Genomic DNA, 20,350 nt, shown 5'->3' on the forward strand with positions numbered 1-20,350 from the left:
TAATTAAAGCAGCTTGACAATGGGGAGGTCAATTGTGTTTGAGCTAAAAGGTGAAATTTTCTTGCTACATGTTCATGTAAGTCTCACTAATATAACGACTTGTGCATCATTATTGGACACTTTTGGTGGTTTTCGAGGCAGTGAATTTTTCATCGCAGCATTACCTCCTCACATGAGTGTTAAAAAAAGAAAAGCCGGAGCAGAAATGCTCCGGCTTACTGACTTAAAACCAATCGTTCCTTATTCGCTAATCAATCGAAAGAACATTTGCGGATTGGCAGTGAGGTCATTGGTGTACGGACTCGTTGAGCCTGTGACATCGACGTATGGTCCTTCGACGTTGGGGGAGCTTTGCAGGGTGTAAGATCCCGTCCAATTCAGAATGAGATTAGTACCATTGCTTACTCCTGCAGCAGTGAGCTTGGGGTTGGGAGCCGATACGCCCGGGTAGAGTTGGGTTTGCGGAATAATTTGTTTAACCTGGCCTAGGCTGGACCAACTTAATTGTGCCACAGCACCTACAGCGTGTTCGTAATATTCCATGATGATATCATACTTTTGATTAGCGACGAGAGAGATCGTGCCGCTCGCCTCGGTGGGACCTTGGTCAATCCAACGATCGACGATTTTTTGTCCGTTCACCCACAACCTGGCACCATCATCAGTTCGAGTGTAGAAGGTGTAAGTTTGCGAATAAAGCGGTTGCACCTGACCGGTCCAACGAATAGTAAAGTTGTCGACGGTTATCAAAGGATCGGGTGAGCCTGAGCCGAAGTCGAAATCGATGGTGGGATCGATACGGTTGAGATCAGGAGAGCTGGCAAAAGTCTTAAGCTGGTTGGAGTAATAATCGCCATTCAGACCGGTGCCATTTCCCAAGGTTCCAACCGTAAGGCTTGCTACCAGGCTGGTGGCGGTTTGGCCAAGCGGGTCGGTGACGAGCACCGTATAACCGCCCGCATTGGATTGCTGAGCGTTGTTAATAGTCAGAGATGATAAAGTGGCTCCGGCAACGTTGGTGCCATTCAAACTCCATTGATAGGTAAATGGAGAATTGCCATCAGCCGCCACGCTGAAGCTGGCGGCGCCGCCAACAGCGACCACCTGGCTCACTGGCTGATTGGTGATGACAAGCGGGAAGTCCAGCACGGCGATGGAACTGGTGATGAGGCCGAGAGAATTCGTTATGACGACAGTATAATTTCCCAGGTTGGCCAATTGAACATTAGGAAGGTCCAAGGTCCGGTTGGTGGCGCCGGCCAGGTTGGCTCCGTTCAATCGCCATTGATAATTCTGAAGTGAACCGATGGAACCCACATCGAAGAATCCAAGGCCGCCGCGCGGGACGATATAATTTTGCGGCTGGCTGCAGATGCTGGGCGCAGCAAGTTTTGGGGCCAGGCTAAAGGCGATGATGCCGCTGCCGCTGTCCAGAGTATAGAGCCGGCTGCCATCAGGAGTGAAGTCAACCGAGCCGGTTCCAAAAGTGCCAACCGAGACGGCAAATGGTTTGGCATCCACCGGGCTGTTGGTTGTGGGGGCGACGACGAGAGCATTTAAATCGAACAGATTCATCGAATGAGACGAGCCGGTATTCGGGAGCGTCAAATCTCCAATGAGACGTTGATTGGCAATGTCCACGCCGATTGGGCCAAACCCAGGCGAGCCCTGTTTATCATAGATGGCATAGGATGCAGTCAGACTGGCGACAGTTGACGTAGGGCTATTAAATGAAACGAACTTCGTGGAGTTGGCGGTGGTTTGGCCGTAGAATGTGTTGCCGCAACCAAAGGCGAGGCCCAAACGAACACTGGCATTCGGCAAATTGGCAACGCTGAGAGCTATGCCGGTAAAATTGATGCCATCAGTCGTGCTGAAAATCGGTACCGTATTTACAGCACTGTTTCCGGAGACGAGGATCTGGGTGCCCGCACCAGAACGGCGGACGACAAAATCATCGCCGCACCGTGTCGAGCCACCGAGCGCAAGCCCGCTAAAGGCAGTTGTTGGCGTCGAGTTCTCATCCTGCCAGCGATAGATGATCAGTGGAACGGTGGCCCATGAGGTTGTCAGATTGCATGCATAGATGGCTCCATCGTCAGCGATATCAATCATGTTTAACTTAAACGTACCTACTCCTGTGGAGGCGATGGTGCCGAGATTTAGCTGCTTGATATAAAGACCGGTATTGCCATCGAAGACACCTACGCCCAAAGCATTCGGACCGTCGGCACCGGTGGCGGAATTCCGGCTGATAACCAGCACATGGCCGGTCTTTGGATTGTACGCCAGGCCGCGTTCCGTGCCAGCTGAAGTGATCCATTTTGCCCAGGTTGGATTGGCGGCGGATGCCGGGGGAATCGCCCAAAGCTGGGTCAGGATGTTTTCAACCACGAACTGATAGGAGTTTGTACGACGAGTAGAGCTGGTATCTGTGAAGGCGATTTGGACGGTGTTGGTGGAGTTGGGGGACAAAGGTGTGGCGGGTTGGTATTGCACACTCGTGATGCCAGCTCCGCCTGAAGTAATCGCCGGTGTAACAACCACCCCATTCAACTGGATTTGGATAGTGTTCGTTTGAACGGTAATGGAGCCGTCAACCAGAGTCGCGTTGATCGTGGCGGCACGGGGAACGCCGGTATCACCTGGCGCCGGATTGAGTACGGAAATATAGGGCTTGGTGGCTGCGGCCTGAAATGCAGGGATATAGCCGGCCACATTGGTGTCATTGACCAGCGTTTTGACACCATTTACGTCCGTTGAAAAGAATTCGAGGCTCGGATCGGTTGTTCCGGGATTCGCCGGTTCCAATCCGCCAGCAAAGTAAATCACGCGAAACGGATAGTAACCAGTCTGAGTGACGGCGAATGTGAAGGTGGAGTCTGCCGCTGCCCGGACGCCATCAAAGGCACGGGCCTGCGTGGCAAAGACGTCTGCATTCGCCGCCTCGGTCAGTTTGAAACCGTCGGAACTGTTTACTCCGAGAGTGTAGAGGCCGGGAGTCAAATGTAAGTAAGTAACGGCATCCAAGGCAATGTTGGTCGCTCCACCTGTAGTCCCAGGAATACCTGGCATGGAGATATCTGGCGTGAAGTTGCCTTGATCAAAGGTCAATGAATAGTTGAGTGTGTTGGTTTCCTGATAGATAAAACTGGCATCGATGGGATTTGGAGTTGCCAAATTGGTGTAGGGCAGGCTGGTGGTCGGGTCAATGAGCCGGTTGGCGAGTTGATTTTCCGCGCGCTGTAGTGTTGGCCCAAGGTTTACATCGATCTGGCTGACACGGATGGTGAATCCGGGATTGGCGCTCACGAGCGATGGCGTAGCGATCAGGTTGGTGGGGAGAGTGGTATAGGTAGCGACGGTGAACCCATATTGAAAGGTGTTCGTATTCGGCGTTGGGGTGGCATTATCCGCAAAAGTCAAACTGACCGAGTGGGTTGAACCGGACGTGAAGAGGGCTGGCGGAGTGAAGCTGATCAGGGTGCTGGGAGCAGATTGAGTGATGCTGGAAGCGACATTAGTGCCATCCAACGTTAGCACAATCGTGTTCGTATCCACCGAACTGGTATTATCAGAAAGGGTGATGTTAATTGGACTGTCTCCGCGCACGTTTCTGCCAATAGGGGCAAACGATTGTACAAATGGCTGGGCATTTGTGAAAGTTGTTATATTCAGGTTATCTATGAAGTGATTATCATTTTGTCCCCCGGTGCGAGCGCCAAAGCCGAAGTGCCCACCGGTAGTTGGTGAAAGGCTCACGAACAAATTGGTATAAACTGGTACGCCATCGTAATAAACGTCCAGGGTGCTATCAGGATTGAGTTGAATGACAACATCGACGAATGCATTGGCCCTGATTCCTGGAAAAGAGGCGGTTGCCACTTCAAACCCGCCCACCTTGACGTCGATCGAAGGAGCAGCATCGTTGGGATCTGTTGTATTAAGAAATGTGTCGAATTCCACTGTCAAGCCGGTGCCTGCGCCTTCTTCCCCCAGTGGGAAAACTCCAAACGGCAGATCCGGAGCAAAATTAAAGCTAAACCCGTCCGCCGCAGAACCGCCACCCACCAGCGCTTTGAACGAAGCGGTGAAACTCACCACTGGTTGGCCTGCGTCCAGATCATTTGTGATAACAAAGGTTCCAGTTTGGCTGGCAGTTGTGGTTGTTAATTTAAGACAGCCGCTATTCGAAAACCCTCCATTCGTGGAGACCACCGCGTTTCCAAACACAGCAGACCCTGCGGGTACACCGGAATTGAAATCAGTGACGAAACTGCCAGCCTGTGCAGAAACCGTTGCTCCAAGCAAAATACTGCTGGCAAAGGCGGCGTATTTCGTCAGGAACCGGGAAACGACAAGGGGTGTAATATTCAAGTTTTGAATACGAGTTAAGAGTAAACACTTTTTTATAGAGGTCATAGACTTGATGACGGGTTAGCGACAGGGCCATGCCATGCAACGTTTACTACGGGGAACTTTATTGTTATAGAAACCGGCTATGGGGAAGTCAAGACACAAGTAGTCCAGCACCCTAACATATTTATGTAGAGTAAGAGATTTGAGGCGAAAGAACCAATCGTTCAGCAGCAGGTCGGTGAGGGAGCAGGCTCGTTTCGGCGAATGAAAAAGTTTATTCCCAACCAAGCAGGCGCCCGCCTTGGTATGTAATGAAGGCAAGCAACCAGGCAAGCGCTCCCATGTAGAGCCATTGAAACGCCGGCCATTTCCAGGAATTGGTTTCGCGGCGAACCACGGCTACTGTGCTTACGCATTGAAGAGCAAAGACGTAGAAGACCATCAAGGCGACGGCGGTCAAAGGAGTATAAATCGGTTTGCCGTCGGCACGTGTCTGCTTCGTTAAAGTCTGCGCCAGACTGGGCGTGATGCTTTCTGAGCTTTCAGCCTTGCCAAGATTGTACACCGTTGACATGGTGCTTACGAAAACTTCACGAGCCGCAAAGGACGCAACGATGCCGATGCCGATTTTCCAATCAAATCCCAGTGGTGCGATGGCCGGCTCGATAAATTGCCCCATGCGTCCGGCAAAGCTGTAACGGAGTTTGGCACCGCTTTCTTCCTTCTCGAGCTCCGCGAGCTTTTCGGTGGCTGCATTGGAGTCGGTTGGCGACTTCGATACTGCTGCGAGAATCGCCTGGCGTTGCAGGTCATACTTTTGGTTCAACTCAGCACTGCGCGGATAGGTAGCCAAAAACCAAAGCAGTATGTTGATGCCAAGAATGACAGTTCCCGCGCGGCGCAGGAACAATCTCGAGCGATCCCACATGTGCCGGAGAACGACCCGGGCGAGTGGCCGTTTGTAAGGCGGGAGTTCCATAATAAGCATGGGTGTCTCGCCCTTGAGCAAAGTCTTTTTGAAAAGCCAGGCCATCAGCAAAGCAACGACAATCCCAAGCAGGTACATGGATAGCATGGTGAGGCCAGGTAACCGGAGGAATCCCAGGAAGCGTTTATTGGGAATGCAGGCAGCGATGAGCAGGGTGTAAACTGGCAATCTCGCAGAGCAACTCATCAAGGGGGCGACCAGGATAGTGACGAGTCGGTCTTTGGGGCTTTCTATCGTCCGTGTGGCCATGATTCCTGGAATGGCGCAGGCGAAGGAGCTGAGCATGGGAATGAAGCTCTTGCCGTGCAGCCCGACCTTGCTCATCAAACGATCCATTAAAAATGCAGCGCGTGCCATGTAGCCCGTGTCTTCCAGAAGCCCGATAAATAGAAACAGCAAAAGAATTTGCGGCAGGAAAACAATCACGGCACCAACGCCGGCAATGATCCCGCCCACCAACAAACTGTTCAAATCCCCGGCAGGGATCGAGCGGCCTACCCATCCCCCAAACCAATCGACTCCGGCCTGAATGGCATCCATGGGGATGCGCGCAAAGCTGAAGATGCTTTGAAACATCAGCGCCATGATCCCTAAGAAAATTAAAGTGCCCCACACCTTGTGGGTCAGGATGGCATCGAGTTTGTCACTGAAGCTTTCCTGATCGAGTTGCGTCTCCGTCACCACTTCCTGATAAATTTTGGCGACGCTCGTATAACGGGCTTCGATGGGAACACCCCGCCAATCGATCTGTGCGGCATCCAATCTTTGGCGTGCGGCTTCGACGGCCTGAAGAATATGGGCAGGATAATGTTCAAGACTGGAGGCAATGGCCTTTTCATTACTCAGAATAAGCAAGGCTTCAGCGGTTGCCTGGGTGCGATGCTCGTGAAAAGTAATGGCAAGCTGGGAAGCGATGTCTGCCGTTTCCTTCGAAAAGGATGCCGGCAGATCAGCGAATTGGCGGGGGGTTGTCTTTGGCGGCTTCGAGCGCAGACAAGAAAGTATTCGGTCGCGCATTTCCGGAATGCCGTTGCCGGAACTTGCGACCAGGGGAATTACTGCAGTTCCGAGGGACTTGGCGAGCGCCTGGATATCAATCTGATGGCCGTTGCTCTCAGCCACATCGATCATGTTTAAAGCGATGAGGGTGGGGTAGCCCAATTCAATAACCTGGGTTGCATAGTAGAGATTACGCTGCAGGTTTGACGCATCCACCACGATCACAATCAACGCAGGAGCCGGGAGTTGTGGCAGACGATGCAAAAGTACATCGCGGGAGACCTGTTCATCCAGAGATTGTGGACTCAGGCTGTACGTGCCCGGCAGGTCCAGCACCTTGATGCCCATTTCCGGCGGACTTCCCATGAGACGCCCCTCCTTGCGTTCCACAGTGACGCCGGCATAATTCCCTACTTTGGCCCGCAGACCGGTAAGGGCATTAAATATAGTGGTCTTTCCGCAATTTGGATTTCCAGTGAGAATGACGTAGTTTTCAGACGCAGCCGCCGGACGTTGATCGCCCAAACCGGGTGGTTCGTTTGATTGACGAGATACCCCTTCATCCGTGTTGGCAGGTCCTGAACTCATTGGCTGGGGAGTGCAGGGTTCAAGGCTTGGGAGCCAAAGGTTTTACCCAGATCTGGTCCGCCTCGTGTTTGCGCAAGGTCAAATGATATCCACGGACTTTAATTTCCACGGGATCACCGAGCGGCGCAAAGCGGACGAGTTCGACGGGAGTGCCTACGAGTAATCCCATTTCCATCAATCGGGGGCGACTGGTAGAAGGAAGTTTTATATCCGTGACAGTTGCCGTGGTTCCGACAGCGACCGAGGTCAGCGGCTGGATGGCATCAGACATAGGGCTTAAGCCACTTTGAGACGTGAGGAAACCGGTTCAACCATGATGGATTCAGCCAATTGCGAACTGATTCCAAGACGGGCATTGCAGACCTGACAGATTAGATTTCCGTTGCGGCTGATCAGTTTGATGGTCTGTTGCTCACAGAAACCCATTTCGCGCAGGCGACCGGTGATTTCTTCTGGAGCGGAAAGCTGTTTGATGCAAACGACTGTGCCTGCCTGAACCCGGCTGAGCGGGCAGATGGAGGGTTGGGCACATTGACCTTCCCGAACGACGTTCGATGATTGCACAGATCCGTTCACTGGGAAGCAAGTTATGCCAATTGAGACTTAGTTGCAAGAAGGAATTTGAATCGAAACGACCGAAAGCAAACAATAAAACCTGCACAACCAAGCATCGGTTCGCGACTCGGAGAACAATCAGTTAATATGTCGTAAACCTGATGATTTTCTGCAAGTCAATATTGGGTGTGCCAATCCCACTGGGGGAAGTCCATTGAGCAGTGGTATTGGTATCATTCATTTTGAATATCTCGGCATGGCCATCCGCGAAATTCCAGGAGAACGCATTGGCGTGGCGCCGTGTAGGAGCATCGAGAAATTTGGCACCAGTTAGATCAACCAGGAACATGCCGTCATTGATGCTGCTGGTGTCCTCATCTATCAATACCCATGTCTCCGAGGGTTTGGTGATTTGGATGCTTTTCGTAAAAAACGTATGAGTCAGACCGGATGGGGATTGCCAGTAACTGGGATTTCCTCCTTCACCGTATGCTATGCCGCCCACCCAACCATTCATGGACAAACTGCGCAAGACTGGTACACCCCTCCAATTATTTTTATCTGCTGGACAATGATATACTCCGGCACTCTTCACATAGGGCCAGAACTTGCCTTGTTCCAACGCATATTGATTGGTGCCATCATAGAGGGGTGGTGGGCCATATGTAGCGTTGGGGCCCGACGCAGCACAATTGCCGGGACACCAGGTATAAGGGTTTACGCCAGTAGTAGGAGTGAGAGGAGAAGTGCCGATCGGGTATGCAGGAGCAATAAAGCCTCCGCTATCGTCGGCATACATCACAAAGGCTAATCCCAACTGCCGCATGTTACTTGTGCACGCAGTTCGCTGCGCCTTCAGTTTTGCTTTGGCAAGCGCAGGCAAGAGGAGCCCCGCAAGAATCGCGATAATGGCAATAACTACAAGGAGTTCGATCAGCGTAAACGCGCGGTATGCAAAACCGGGCCGGACTCGAGCGTGTTTCATAAAGGCAATATGGAGTAACGAATTTTCAACTACAAGCCTGTGCATCGAAACGCACAGTACGCAGTTTGTGTAATAGCATTAGCAGTTTGCAAATGAGAGGTCAATTAGTTGTAAGTGCTTCTTATGGCTCAAATCAGGTGGCAACAAGAAAAAAAGAGGTCTTCATCGCTGAAGGCCTCTTTTGTTTAATATGTGATAATCAAGATCACTTCTCACCACGGACACGACGGAACAGGAACATCATACCGATGCCGCCGAACAGTCCGAGTGCCAGAGTGGAAGGCTCAGGAACAGGCACAGGAGTGACAAGACCGGTCGCATCAATCTGACCGTGAGCATTGCCAAAGTCAGCGAAGACGATATCGTCCAGTTGTGCTTGGGTAAAGCCGGTATTGTCTGTGCCGAACTGAAGAGTGCTCGAACCGAGAGTGAAATTGATGATTGTAAGGTTAAAACTGGTCCAATCAAAGGCTTTACTGTCATCAATAGAAACGGTACCGCTGTTAGCCAGGTCAATCGTAAGGTTACCTTGCAAATCCATTGGGCCAATGTGCTGGTTTAAGCCTCCAGTTTCAAAAGTCGATGTGCCGGTAACCTTTAAAGCATTGCCGGATCCCAATGCATCCACCTTCGCGGCGGTTATGGTGCCCTGTTGAATGACATTTGTTCCAACGAATGTATTTGCAGCTGTGCCACCAAGAACAAGTTTGCCTGCCCCGTTTTTAATCAATCCCGAGAAGGTACCTGTGTTTGTATTGACAATCTGACCACCGCTTGTTGTTCCAATTGTGATCGTCTTTCCCGCCGCAGCAGTGAGGGTAAGGGCGGAAGCACCATTGAGGTTGATGGTCCAAGGGGCTGAGGACTGGTTAACGCCGTTGAAGAGCAGGTTACCTCCCGCTGCATTGAAAGTCATTGCAGCGCCTGCTCCTACACCACCAGCACTAGTGGTGAGTTTCATTGGCACGTTGAAGGTCTGAGTATTGTCATCATTATTAATGATGCCATTGGCCGTGCCTCCCGCCCGCAGGAACCATCCTGGGCCAGGATTGGAACTGCTGCTAAAAACGAAACCAGAGCCACCTGAGAAGGCATCAAACCTTATGCCGGTTGCGACTCGCCCAAAGCCGCCTAAATCTACTGAGTGCTGAATCGTTGAGCTGTCTGCATAAATCGCCAGTGTGGTTGCGCCAGCACTTGGCAGCACACCGCCAGTCCAATTTCCAGTGGTCGCCCAGGCAGTGCTGGAAGTACTGATCCAGGTCGTATCAGCCATGGCTGCTGGCACTATCGCCAGCGTTAATGCGGTGACAACTGCGGCTGAGCCGGCTTTTTGCTTTGAAGAGCGTAATGATGATTTGTTGTTCATTTAGTTGCTTCTGTTTCGGACCATTCGTGCCAGTTTTCTACTTCACTAATAAGGACTTCCACGGAAATGTTTTTCAGATCACACATGGCATCTCACGGAAGCAATACTTGCTCCAGAAATCCCATTTCCGCCTGCTGACTCAAAGAATTCCGCTTAATTAACCGTCAATTAGAACCAGCTTTCCCGTTTTGATCGCAATCAGCGTGCCAAAATCTGAATCAGTGGAACCATTACATGTTCATGTAGTAAGTACTTAAATCTGGCAAGCCCTGTATTGGAAATCCTAATGAATCTTGTATTGGAAATCCTAATGACCTTATTGACCTAGAAATACTATGTCCATTTGCATGACACTATCGTGTCTCTAATGTCGGGACACTAAGTGCCGAACGTGTATTATATTTTTAAGCTTCTCAACCACTAGGTGATTGTGCATTTTCTCAGGCAAATCTGGGGCGGGGTGGGCAATCTGTTTCGGTTTTTGCCCTGCGTCCACTTTAATGGAACGGAATCGTCATGTTTCAAAATAAAAAAGTCATCGTAGTCATGCCGGCTTACAATGCCGCCAAAACTTTGCGTCGCACCTATCACGAGGTGATGGACCAGGGGGTGGTGGACGGAATTATCCTGGTGGATGACAAAAGCAAGGACGACACGGTGGCGGTGGCGAAGACACTTCCCGGAATTAGGGTGCATGTCCACGAAGTGAACAAGGGTTATGGCGGGAATCAGAAGACATGCTATCGACTCGCACTGGAGGCGGGGGCGGATATTGTAATCATGATACACCCCGATTACCAATACACGCCGAAGTTGATTCCGGCCATGGTTTCAATCATTGGCAATGGCCTGCATCCCTGCGTGCTGGGAAGTCGTATTTTGGGTAACTATGCGCTTAAGGGGGGTATGCCGCTTTGGAAATACGTGGCGAATCGATTTCTGACACTGGCGGAGAATATTTTATTGGGAGCCAAGCTCTCGGAATATCACACCGGTTATCGCGCTTTCTCGCGAGAACTGCTGGAAAAAGTTGATACGAGCAGGAATTCTGACGACTTCGTTTTTGATAACCAAATGTTGGCGCAGATTTTTTGGTATGGCTACACCATCGGAGAGGTGAGTTGTCCTACGAAGTATTTTGCGGAGGCTTCATCGATTAATCTTCGGCGCAGTATTAAATATGGTTTCGGTTGTCTGGGAACCGGGCTGGGTTACCGCCTGTCGAAGTGGGGAATTAAAAGCTCAGCGCTTTTTCCCAAGCAGACAGTCAAGCTGGAAAATGAGGTCCAACCGGTCCTGGGAACGAATCAACGTTCCTAATTGGGAGCCCTGGAGCATGCGGGAGTATCCTGAGCTGTGGTGCATGAGAGGGCGGAATTGGGTGTTTACGATCAGTGTGAATGTGGGTTTATATTGATTTGCAGCAGTTGAGGTGTGATGATCGACAACATGCTGAAGTTTGCTTTGGGAGTTAATTATGAGGATGTAGAATAATAGTTGACTAATTAGTAAACATGCGTAATTGTTCACTTGAAGAGCAGCGAAAGCACTGCGAAGAAATTTAAAGAATTAATCATGAGCCGTTGTAGTGATGCCAAAGAACGTTTGATGGGAGCTGTTTCAGAGTTGATCTGGACAGGGTCCTATGGCAGCACGACGATTGATCAAATTTGTGAAAAGGCGGGGGTTAAAAAGGGAAGTTTCTACTATTTCTTCGATTCCAAGTCCGATCTGGCGATTGCAGCCCTGGATGCGAATTTTAAAGCGAAAAAAGCACAACTAGATTCCAATTTTTCCCCGACCGTTCCTCCCTTGGAGCGGATTCGTTGTCTGTGCGACACCTGTTATCAATTCCAGCTCGAAGCCAGGCAGAAATATGGCTCTGTGTTGGGATGCCCACTGTGTACGCTTGGAACTGAAGTAAGCACGCAGGATGAAAAACTTCGCGCGAAGATCCAGGAGATATTGGAATATCACGGAAAGTATGTTGAGTCAGCCATCCGCGATGCCCACGCGCAGGGGCAGATTCATGCTCCGGACGCCGCTGCGACCGCCCGCATGATTGAAGCTTACTACGACGGGATGTTAACGCAGGCCCGCATCAAGAATGATGTGGAAATTCTTAAGGAAGTGCCCACCGGTGTTTTTAAGCTTCTCGGAGTCACAGAGCAAAGACCATTAGTGGTATAGACAGATTTTTTTTGCCCGTTAACTTTACTAAACAGTCAAATACTAATTTTATGAGTAACGAAATTGAGAACCCGACACCGCCTGTTCATGTCCGTTGTTTAAATTCCTGCCGCCAAATCCTCACGCAAATCAAAGCGGCGCTGTTGTCCGAATTGCGCGAAGTTATCGCTTTGCATGGTGAAATCATACGGGCAGCAATCAACGAGGCCGAAGCCCTGGCCTGCGGAACGGAGTTTCCGCATTTATTTTTCCCCACACTGGCGATGGAGAAAGTCCAGGCGGTGGCGAAGAGCAATCAGGGGCTGGTCCGCAGATAAGCCGATTCAACATACAATTCATCGTTATAATTCAGAAAGCCTAACTACAGAAAATTTATGGTGCGTGATCAATTATTCCGTTTTTCGACCGTTATGTTAGCCGTTGGAGGGGCAGGATTGCTGGTCGCCGGTTGTGAACACAATCAGGCTCAGCAGCAGATGCCGATTCCGCAGGTCACGGTAGCCAAAGTGGAAGCGAAGGAAGTCGTCGAATGGGACGAGTTTACCGGCCGGACCGAGGCGGTGGAGACGGTTGAAATACGGCCACGCGTTTCAGGTTACATGCAGGAGGTCAAATTCCAGTCCGGCCAAATGGTTAAGAAAGGAGATGTGTTGTTCGTCATCGATCCGCGGTGGTATCAGGCGGATTACAATCAGAAGCAGGCATCGTACGAGCAGGCCAGGGCGCATTTCGAAAATGCGGAACGTGAAGCCAAACGAACCGGCCAATTGCTTAGCAGCAAAGCCATTTCAACCGAGGAAGCAGAAGCGCGTCAATCGCGGTTTCAGGAAGCGAAGGCAGCTCTGGCCGCCGCCGAGGCAATGCGTGATTCGTCCAAGCTGGATTTGGACTACACAGAAGTTCGCGCCCCAATTGATGGACGGGTGAGCAGGGCCTTGGTGACCCAGGGCAATTTCGTCAGCGGGATTTCCGGTGTGAACACATTGCTGACCACCTTGGTGACGGTTGATCCCGTCTATGTTTATGCAGATGTGGATGAGAATTCGTTGCTCAAATTTACCAACCTTGAGCGTTCGAAGAAGCTCGAGGGAGAGGTGCCGATTGAATTGCAGTTGGGGGATGAAGAAGGGTTTCAGCACAAGGGCAAAATCGAATCGTTTGACAATCATCTCGATCCTAATACCGGGAGCATTTTGTTGCGGGCAGTGTTTCCGAATCCGGATGGCAAGATCATGCCCGGATTGTTTGCCAGGATTCGCGTGCCGTTGAGCGAGCGTTATTCCGCTCCGTTAATCGAGGAGCGATCGATCGGGACGGACCAGGGACAAAAGTTTGTGCTGTCATTGACGTCCTCAAATACCGTGGCTTATCGCGCCGTGAAACTGGGACCTCTGGTGGATGGCAAACGCATTGTGCGATCAGGCGTGCAAGCGGGCGAAAGCATTGTCGTTAACGGATTGCAAAAGGTTCGTCCGGGAGCACCAGTGGAACCGAAGGAAGAAACGGCCACGAATGCTTCGGAATTGAAAACGGCGCAACGCTAATCGGCTGCAGACGGTTAAAACCTACAACTAACTGCCATGAACTTTTCGCATTTTTTCATCAAGCGCCCGATCTTTGCCGGCGTATTGTCGATTATTATTTTCCTGCTCGGCTTGATATCGATGTTCCGGTTGCCGATCAGTGAATACCCGGAAATTGTGCCACCCACCATTGTGGTGATGGCAACATATCCGGGCGCCAATCCCAAGACGATTTCTGAAACCGTGGCCGCGCCGTTGGAGCAGGCGGTCAATGGCGTTGAGAACTCGTTGTATATGTTTTCCCAGGCAACTGGGGACGGGGTCATGACCCTGACGGTGACGTTTGCGTTGGGAACCGACGTGGATAAGGCGCAGGTGCAGGTGCAGAATCGTGTTTCGCAAGCCTTGCCAAAGTTGCCGGAGGAAGTGCGCCGCCTGGGCGTGACAACGATTAAACAATCGCCGGATTTGACGATGGTGGTGCATCTCATTTCTCCAAGCGGCCGGTATGACGAAATTTATTTGCGCAATTATGCCACGCTGCAGGTGAAGGATGTACTGGCGCGTATCCCGGGTGCCGGGTCGGTGCAGGTATTTGGGTCCGGGCGACTATGCGATTCGTATTTGGTTGGATCCCAACAAAGTTGCAGCGCGAAATATGACGGCGACCGACGTGGTAAATGCCATTCGCGAGCAGAATGTCCAGGTCGCCGCCGGCGGCATCGGGCAACAGCCGGTGAGCAAGCCAGTGGCACTGGAATTGCAAATTAACGCCAAGGGACGTTTGATTGATGAAGATGAGTTCCGCAATATCATCGTTAAGACGGGACCACATGGCGAGAAAACGCTGCTGAAAGATGTGGGCCGGGTTGAATTGGGGGCGGCAGGTTACGCATTGCGCTCGTTGCTGGACAATAAAACGGCGGTCGCGCTGCCGATTTTTCAATCTCCGGGTGCCAACGCGATTCAGCTTTCCACCGATGTTCGCAAGGCAATGGATGAGTTGAAGAAGAACTTTCCCGAGGGTGTTGATTACAGCGTGGTTTATGATCCAACGGTTTTCGTGAAGCACTCCATTGAAGCGGTGCTGCATACGCTGCTCGAAGCCATCATGCTGGTGGTGATTGTGGTTATTCTCTTCCTGCAGACGTGGCGCGCATCGATCATTCCATTGGTGGCGGTGCCGGTCTCGTTAGTTGGAACATTCGCAGTAATGTTGGGGCTTGGATTCAGCATCAATGCGCTCTCCTTGTTCGGCCTTGTGTTGGCCATCGGTATCGTGGTGGATGATGCGATTGTGGTGGTGGAGAACGTGGAGCGAAATATCGCGCTTGGATTGTCACCACTTGAGGCCACGAGAAAGGCGATGACGGAAGTGACGGGGCCGATTGTGGCCACGGCGTTGGTGCTATGTGCGGTGTTCGTGCCGACCGCATTCATCAGCGGGTTGACGGGGCAGTTTTACAAGCAGTTCGCGATCACCATCGCCATTTCAACGGTTATTTCGGCGTTCAACTCCCTGACGTTGTCGCCGGCACTTTGCGCGGTGTTATTGAAGGGGCATGGGGCGAGGAAAGACATCGTTTCACGTGTCATGGATCGCGGCCTTGGATGGCTTTTCCATCCGTTTAACCGCTTCTTCGCCTGGACTGGCATCAAGTATTCCGCTGGCGTAGGCCAGGTGATCCGGAAGAGTGCGATCGCATTGATTCTCTATGCGGGCTTGGTGTTCCTGACGGGATGGGGTTTCAACAAGGTGCCGACCGGTTTCGTGCCGACACAGGACAAGCAATATGTGATTGCTTACGCGCAATTGCCTGATGGTTCTTCACTGGACCGCACCACCGATATCATTCGCAAGATGACTGATATGGGATTGCACACTCCAGGTGTGGCAAATGCCGTGCAGTTTCCCGGTTTGAGCATCAGCGGGTTCAGCGTAGCTCCCAATGCGGGAATTGTGTTCTTTGGACTCAAGCCATTTGAGGAGCGCACAACAAAGGATAAGAGTGGCATGGCGATTGTGGGGGCGTTGCAGCAGCAGTTCTCCTCCATAAAGGACGCGTTGGTTTTTGCCTTTCCGCCGCCGCCGGTGATGGGCCTGGGGGCTTCGGACGGCTTCAAGCTGTATGTGGAGGATCGCGCGGATCTTGGCTACGATGCCTTGTACCAAAATACAATGGGCGTATTGGGCAAGGCCTGGCAGAGCAAGGAACTAAACAGCCATAGCACTTACTCCACTTTCACCGTGAATGTGCCGCAAATCGATGCGAACATTGATCGCGTTAAAGCGAAGGCTCAGGACGTTCCGCTCGCGAGTCTTTTTGATACGATGCAAATCTATCTCGGGTCGCTTTACGTGAATGATTTCAATCGTTTCGGTCGGACGTTCCAGGTGATTGCGCAGGCAGATGCGGAGTTTCGTGAACATCCGGAGGACATCGTTCGGCTGAAGACACGTAATGCCAAGGGACAGATGGTATCGCTCGGGACATTGTTAAAGGTAAAAGAGACTCATGGTCCCGATCGCGCGATGCGCTACAATGGCTATCCGGCAGCGGAAATCAGCGGTGGGCCGGCACAGGGCTTTAGCTCAGGCCAGGCTGAGGCGATGATTGCAAAACTGGCGGGAGAGAATCTGCCGAAAGGTATGACCTATGAATGGACTGATTTGACGTATCAACGCATTCTTGCGGGTAACACAGCGGTATATGTTTATCCGCTTTGTCTTCTGCTCGTGTTCCTCGTGCTGGCGGCACAGTATGAAAGCTTCCGTCTGCCGCTCGCGATTATTTTGATTGTGCCGATGTGTTTGTTGTTCGCCATTACAGGGGTGTGGCTCAAGGGGAGCGATAACAACATCTTCACGCAGATTGGTTTGATTGTGCTGGTGGGTTTAGCGTGCAAGAACGCGATTTTGATCGTGGAGTTTGCAAAGGACAAACAGCACGAAGGAATGTCGGTGGTCGACGCTGCCATTGAGGCATGCCGGTTGCGGTTGCGTCCGATCTTGATGACATCCATTGCCTTCATTGCCGGTGTGTTTCCGCTGGTGGTGGCAAAGGGCGCTGGTTCTGAAATGCGCCAGGCGATGGGGATCGCGGTGTTTAGCGGTATGATTGGTGTTACCATCTTCGGATTATTTCTGACGCCGGTCTTTTACGTGGTGCTCATGAAGTTGGGACGTAAGAAAACCAACGTGACTGCTCCCAAGGAGGATGGGCATGTGCGGCCTTTGGAATCGAATGGCGCCGTGGTGAAGACGGTTGCAGTGCTGTTGATCACGATGGTTGCGTTGAGTGCCAAGGCAGCAGTGGGGCCGAATTATGTGCGGCCGACGAACGCGGTGCCGCAGGAATATAAAGCCGAGGAGTTGGGGAATTGGAAGGAGGGGAAACCGCTCGACCATTTGCCGAAGGGCAAGTGGTGGGAGGTTTATGAAGACGCGACGCTCAATGAACTGGAGGAGAATGCGTCAGCCGGCAATCAGGGTTTAAAAGGTGCGGTGGCACGGGTGGAGCAGGCGCGGGCAACGGCGCGAGTGGCGCGTGGGGAACTGCTGCCATCGCTGAACTTTGACCCCAGTTTTATTCGCCAGCGGTTCTCGCCGAACCAGGATCCGAGTTTTGGCGCCATCACGGCAAATTCATTTAGCGTGCCGCTGGACTTGAGTTATGAGATCGACTTGTGGGGCAGGGTGCGTCGCGGCTTCGAGAGCGCGAGGGACCAGGCGGCGGCGAGTCTGGCTTCGTACTACAGCGTTCTGCTCACGTTACAATCGGACGTCGCACAGAACTATTTCGGACTGCGCTCGCTCGATGCGGAGATAGCGACGGTGGCGCGCACGGTGGAGTTGCGCAAGGAGCAGGTGCAATTGGTGCACGGCCGGTACGAGGGTGGCATTGGAAGCGAGTTGGACATGGCGCGTGCGGAAACGGAGTTGGCCAATGCCGAGGCGGAAGCGGCGGGATTGGCCAAGCGAAGGGCGGAGCTGGAAAATGCGATTGCGATTCTGGTGGGAAAGATTCCATCAGAATTTCATCTGGCTGCGGGTACTGCGCCAAACTGGAATCCACAGCCGCCAACGATTCCTGCCGGATTGCCGGCAGATTTGTTGCAGCGTCGTCCGGATGTGGCGACAGCGGAACGCAACCTGGCATCGGCCAACGCGCAGATTGGCGTGGCGAAAGCGGCGTTCTTTCCCGTGGTGAGCCTGACTGCTTCCGGCGGCTATTTGAGCGGCGACATTGAGACACTATTCAATTGGTCGAGCCGTACGTGGTCCATCGGGCCGAGCATATCGCTGCCTATCTTTGCGGGTGGCCGGAACAAGGCAAATTATCGTCGCTCCAAGGCGGCGTACCAGGAGGCTATTGCAACTTATCGCCAGCAGGTTCTGGTGGCGTTCGGGGATGTGGAGAACAGCCTGGCTGGAATTTATCACCTGGCAAAACAATCAGAGGCACAGAATCGCGCGGTGGCGAGTGCCCAGCGAGCGGCTGATCTGGCAACGGAACGTTACCGTTCGGGGTTGGTGAGTTACCTGGACGTGGTGGATGCTGATCGTGAGGCGTTGACGGCCGAGCGGGCACGGGCGCAGTTGGCCGGGCAACGGCTCGTGGCGAGTGTGCAGTTGATCAAGGCGTTGGGTGGTGGCTGGACCGAGGCGATGGTTGTTCCGCAGGCCAAGCAGGTGAGCGTTACGACAGCTTCGGCGAAAAAGGCGCTGTAAAACATAGGTTGCTTCCAACTTGACCCCGTTGAGTCGTCGGGCGCAACATGAAATAACCCGCAGGACAAACACCTGCGGGGCTTTTCATGAAGGCTAATTTCCGCTCAACGTGGGCAATGGCATTCTGCATTGCGCTCATTTTGTATTTGATACCCGGCGGCACGGTGCAGGCACAGGTGGCACCGGGGCCTTACGAGATGCTGCCGTTTCAGACGGGTTCATCATCGAGGGCGTTCAAGGATTTGCTGACCAACACGACTGCGATAGCAGATTGGACAGGCTGGTCGGGCAGCACGTGGGCTTCTCCAGATCCATACAATGATCACATTGGGTCGGACTTTTCGGTGCAGACGGGGACGCCCGCTTTTCGCGGCGACGGCGGGAACGGTGGTGGAGATTGAGACGACGAATGCGAGGAATGCGCATGCGGATTATTACGGCAATCATGTGAAGATTGCGGTGGATGGAAAGACTCCGAATGGCGAATCCATTGACCTGATTTATGCGCACATGCTGGCGGTGACGGTGAGCGTGGGGCAGCATCTGAATGTGGGGGATCCGGTGGGGCTCTCAGATAACACAGGCAATTCCACGACGGAGCATGTGCATTTCCAGAGTGAATACCGGGGCGGGGCGCAGACATGCCCGTTTTATTTCGCACACTTCAAATACCCGATTGTTTTCAATCCAACGGGGACATTGCAGGTGGGCAGGGTGATCCGAGTGACTGCACCCAGCACGCCGATTCGGACAGATCGATTCGATAGCAGTTCGCAGATTACGACTGCTTATTCAAACCAGCTGTACTTCTGCAGTTATCCGAAGCGGGGTTATTACCAAGTTTTTATTCCCAATAATACTTCGTGTCGATCGGGTTGGATCAGGGCGACGGAGGCGGAGGAAGTTTTTGCCGGCACGGTGATTCAGGCGTTGCCGGATAATGCGGCTTTCACGCAACTGGGGCAACTCGCGAGCAAGTACGCCATCCTCTCGGGGGCGAATGATACCAACAACCAGATCGGACAGATTGTTTTTGGTGGTGGTCGTTTCGTGGCGGATCAAATCACGAACGGATACTATCGCATCCCATTGCCGGGAGCTTCCGCGACATGGGGTTGGGTGAAGCCGACGGCTCGGATGGTGGTGTATCCGCAATTGACGAATCCGAATCTGAACCTGGCGACGTTGCCGAATAACAATTTTCCGATACGGGAATCGTTTAGCAGTGTGGGCAAGTCGATGTTTGGTCGGCCGAAGTTTAATCGCTCGGTGGTGAATACGTTCAGTCCGGCGTCGCCGGGTGGTGATGGAAAGGCGTTGTTTGTGACGGATGCCACGAATGCCGGCGATGGGACGAGTGAATCGGTGTTGGTGGGGAAGCCGTGGCATAAAAATTATTATGTGCAGTGCGATGTGTATTTCAATTATCGCCCGTCCTATCTGGTTGGTGATGGCGGTTACGAACGCTATGGAATATTTTTGCGCGACGATGGGTTCGCCGGTTTGGACACGACGTTTGAAGGAGCCGGGAATGCTTATGCGCTGCTCTGGGATGCGGATGACGGTCGTTTGCGGGCTGCGAAACTGGTGGATGGGGCGGTAACGGATTTTTTACCCACGATAACATATGTCACTGGAAGCGGATGGCACACGATGCGCATTGAAGCGCGGGGGAATAAAATTAAATACCTGTTGGACGGGCAGGTGTTGATTGAGGCGACGGATTCGACGTTTGCTTCGGGACAATTTGGCATTGGCTACTCGATGCATTTCACCGGCTATCCGGCGGGTCGTGGGGCGTATTTCGATAACTTTGTGGCGGACACGTTGGATGTGACGCCTCCGCGTTTTGGTGTGAGTTTGCAGGCGGATGGGAAGCTGCACTTATTGCTGAGCGGAGATGTGGGATCGACCAGTGCGGTGGAGCGGGCGACGAGTTTGAGTCTGCTCGATTGGTCATTCTACACGAACATCGTCAATAGCAATGCGACGGTGGAATTCCTGGATGAGACGAATGTGCCCGCACGGTTCTATCGGGCAAGAAGGTTGCAATAGGATTTTC

General features: G+C 52.3%; 12 protein-coding genes and 2 pseudogenes. 8 read left to right on the forward strand and 6 right to left on the reverse strand.

Features of this window, described 5'->3' with window-relative positions:
• Positions 1-240 precede the first annotated feature (240 nt).
• From CFLAV_RS22395 to CFLAV_RS22420, 6 genes are all read right to left on the reverse strand, one after another.
• The gene (locus CFLAV_RS22395) at positions 241-4,377 is read right to left on the reverse strand and encodes a PA14 domain-containing protein (RefSeq protein ID WP_040549795.1); all 4,137 of its coding nucleotides are present in this window, start codon (positions 4,375-4,377) and stop codon (positions 241-243) included.
• Between the two features lie 256 nt (positions 4,378-4,633).
• Positions 4,634-6,934: a ferrous iron transport protein B gene (gene feoB / locus CFLAV_RS22400; RefSeq protein ID WP_007417127.1), complete on the reverse strand. Its 2,301-nt coding sequence runs from the start codon at positions 6,932-6,934 to the stop codon at positions 4,634-4,636.
• A gap of 19 nt (positions 6,935-6,953) precedes the next feature.
• Positions 6,954-7,205 (reverse strand): FeoA family protein, encoded by a 252-nt coding sequence (locus tag CFLAV_RS22405; protein WP_007417128.1) that lies wholly within the window; start codon positions 7,203-7,205, stop codon positions 6,954-6,956.
• A 5-nt stretch (positions 7,206-7,210) separates the two neighbouring features.
• Entirely contained in the window at positions 7,211-7,498 is a 288-nt protein-coding gene (locus tag CFLAV_RS22410) for a FeoA family protein (protein WP_160164637.1), read from the reverse strand.
• A gap of 133 nt (positions 7,499-7,631) precedes the next feature.
• Entirely contained in the window at positions 7,632-8,474 is an 843-nt protein-coding gene (locus CFLAV_RS22415; protein ID WP_040549797.1) for a type II secretion system protein, read from the reverse strand.
• Between the two features lie 205 nt (positions 8,475-8,679).
• A complete protein-coding gene (locus CFLAV_RS22420) occupies positions 8,680-9,843 on the reverse strand; it encodes a PEP-CTERM sorting domain-containing protein (protein ID WP_007417131.1) in 1,164 nt (387 codons plus the stop codon).
• Between the two features lie 516 nt (positions 9,844-10,359).
• Here CFLAV_RS22420 and CFLAV_RS22425 point away from each other — a divergent pair.
• The 8 genes and pseudogenes from CFLAV_RS22425 (at position 10,360) to CFLAV_RS22455 (ending at position 20,343) form a co-directional block, all read left to right on the forward strand.
• Positions 10,360-11,163: a glycosyltransferase family 2 protein gene (locus tag CFLAV_RS22425; protein ID WP_007417132.1), complete on the forward strand. Its 804-nt coding sequence runs from the start codon at positions 10,360-10,362 to the stop codon at positions 11,161-11,163.
• Positions 11,164-11,418: 255 nt separating this feature from the next.
• Positions 11,419-12,033: a TetR/AcrR family transcriptional regulator gene (locus CFLAV_RS22430; protein ID WP_007417133.1), complete on the forward strand. Its 615-nt coding sequence runs from the start codon at positions 11,419-11,421 to the stop codon at positions 12,031-12,033.
• Between the two features lie 50 nt (positions 12,034-12,083).
• Positions 12,084-12,350 (forward strand): hypothetical protein, encoded by a 267-nt coding sequence (locus CFLAV_RS22435; protein ID WP_007417134.1) that lies wholly within the window; start codon positions 12,084-12,086, stop codon positions 12,348-12,350.
• A gap of 93 nt (positions 12,351-12,443) precedes the next feature.
• Positions 12,444-13,577: an efflux RND transporter periplasmic adaptor subunit gene (locus CFLAV_RS22440; protein ID WP_160164638.1), complete on the forward strand. Its 1,134-nt coding sequence runs from the start codon at positions 12,444-12,446 to the stop codon at positions 13,575-13,577.
• 36 nt (positions 13,578-13,613) lie between these two features.
• A pseudogene (locus tag CFLAV_RS37690) lies at positions 13,614-16,758 on the forward strand (efflux RND transporter permease subunit); the annotation flags it as partial.
• Positions 16,759-16,851: 93 nt separating this feature from the next.
• Positions 16,852-18,288 (forward strand): annotated as a pseudogene (locus CFLAV_RS37695) (efflux transporter outer membrane subunit); the annotation flags it as partial.
• An 86-nt stretch (positions 18,289-18,374) separates the two neighbouring features.
• Positions 18,375-18,689, forward strand: coding sequence for a hypothetical protein (locus CFLAV_RS35130; protein ID WP_007417138.1), 315 nt, complete (start codon positions 18,375-18,377; stop codon positions 18,687-18,689).
• A complete protein-coding gene (locus CFLAV_RS22455) occupies positions 18,679-20,343 on the forward strand; it encodes a peptidoglycan DD-metalloendopeptidase family protein (RefSeq protein ID WP_007417139.1) in 1,665 nt (554 codons plus the stop codon). The genes CFLAV_RS35130 and CFLAV_RS22455 overlap by 11 nt, the downstream gene beginning before the upstream one ends.
• The last annotated feature ends 7 nt before the right edge of the window (positions 20,344-20,350 follow it).

Origin of the sequence: Pedosphaera parvula Ellin514 (assembly GCF_000172555.1) — a bacterium.
Classification (GTDB): Bacteria; Verrucomicrobiota; Verrucomicrobiia; order Limisphaerales; family Pedosphaeraceae; genus Pedosphaera.

Bases quoted from the DNA above. Each gene is read 5' to 3' on its own strand.
- CFLAV_RS35130 (WP_007417138.1), top strand. From the start codon at position 18,375: ATGAAGGCTAATTTCCGCTCAACGTGGGCAATGGCATTCTGCATTGCG.
- CFLAV_RS22440 (WP_160164638.1), top strand. From the start codon at position 12,444: ATGTTAGCCGTTGGAGGGGCAGGATTGCTGGTCGCCGGTTGTGAACAC.
- CFLAV_RS22435 (WP_007417134.1), top strand. From the start codon at position 12,084: ATGAGTAACGAAATTGAGAACCCGACACCGCCTGTTCATGTCCGTTGT.
- CFLAV_RS22420 (WP_007417131.1), bottom strand. From the start codon at position 9,843: ATGAACAACAAATCATCATTACGCTCTTCAAAGCAAAAAGCCGGCTCA.
- CFLAV_RS22430 (WP_007417133.1), top strand. From the start codon at position 11,419: ATGAGCCGTTGTAGTGATGCCAAAGAACGTTTGATGGGAGCTGTTTCA.
- feoB (WP_007417127.1), bottom strand. From the start codon at position 6,934: ATGAGTTCAGGACCTGCCAACACGGATGAAGGGGTATCTCGTCAATCA.
- CFLAV_RS22415 (WP_040549797.1), bottom strand. From the start codon at position 8,474: ATGAAACACGCTCGAGTCCGGCCCGGTTTTGCATACCGCGCGTTTACG.
- CFLAV_RS22425 (WP_007417132.1), top strand. From the start codon at position 10,360: ATGTTTCAAAATAAAAAAGTCATCGTAGTCATGCCGGCTTACAATGCC.
- CFLAV_RS22405 (WP_007417128.1), bottom strand. From the start codon at position 7,205: ATGTCTGATGCCATCCAGCCGCTGACCTCGGTCGCTGTCGGAACCACG.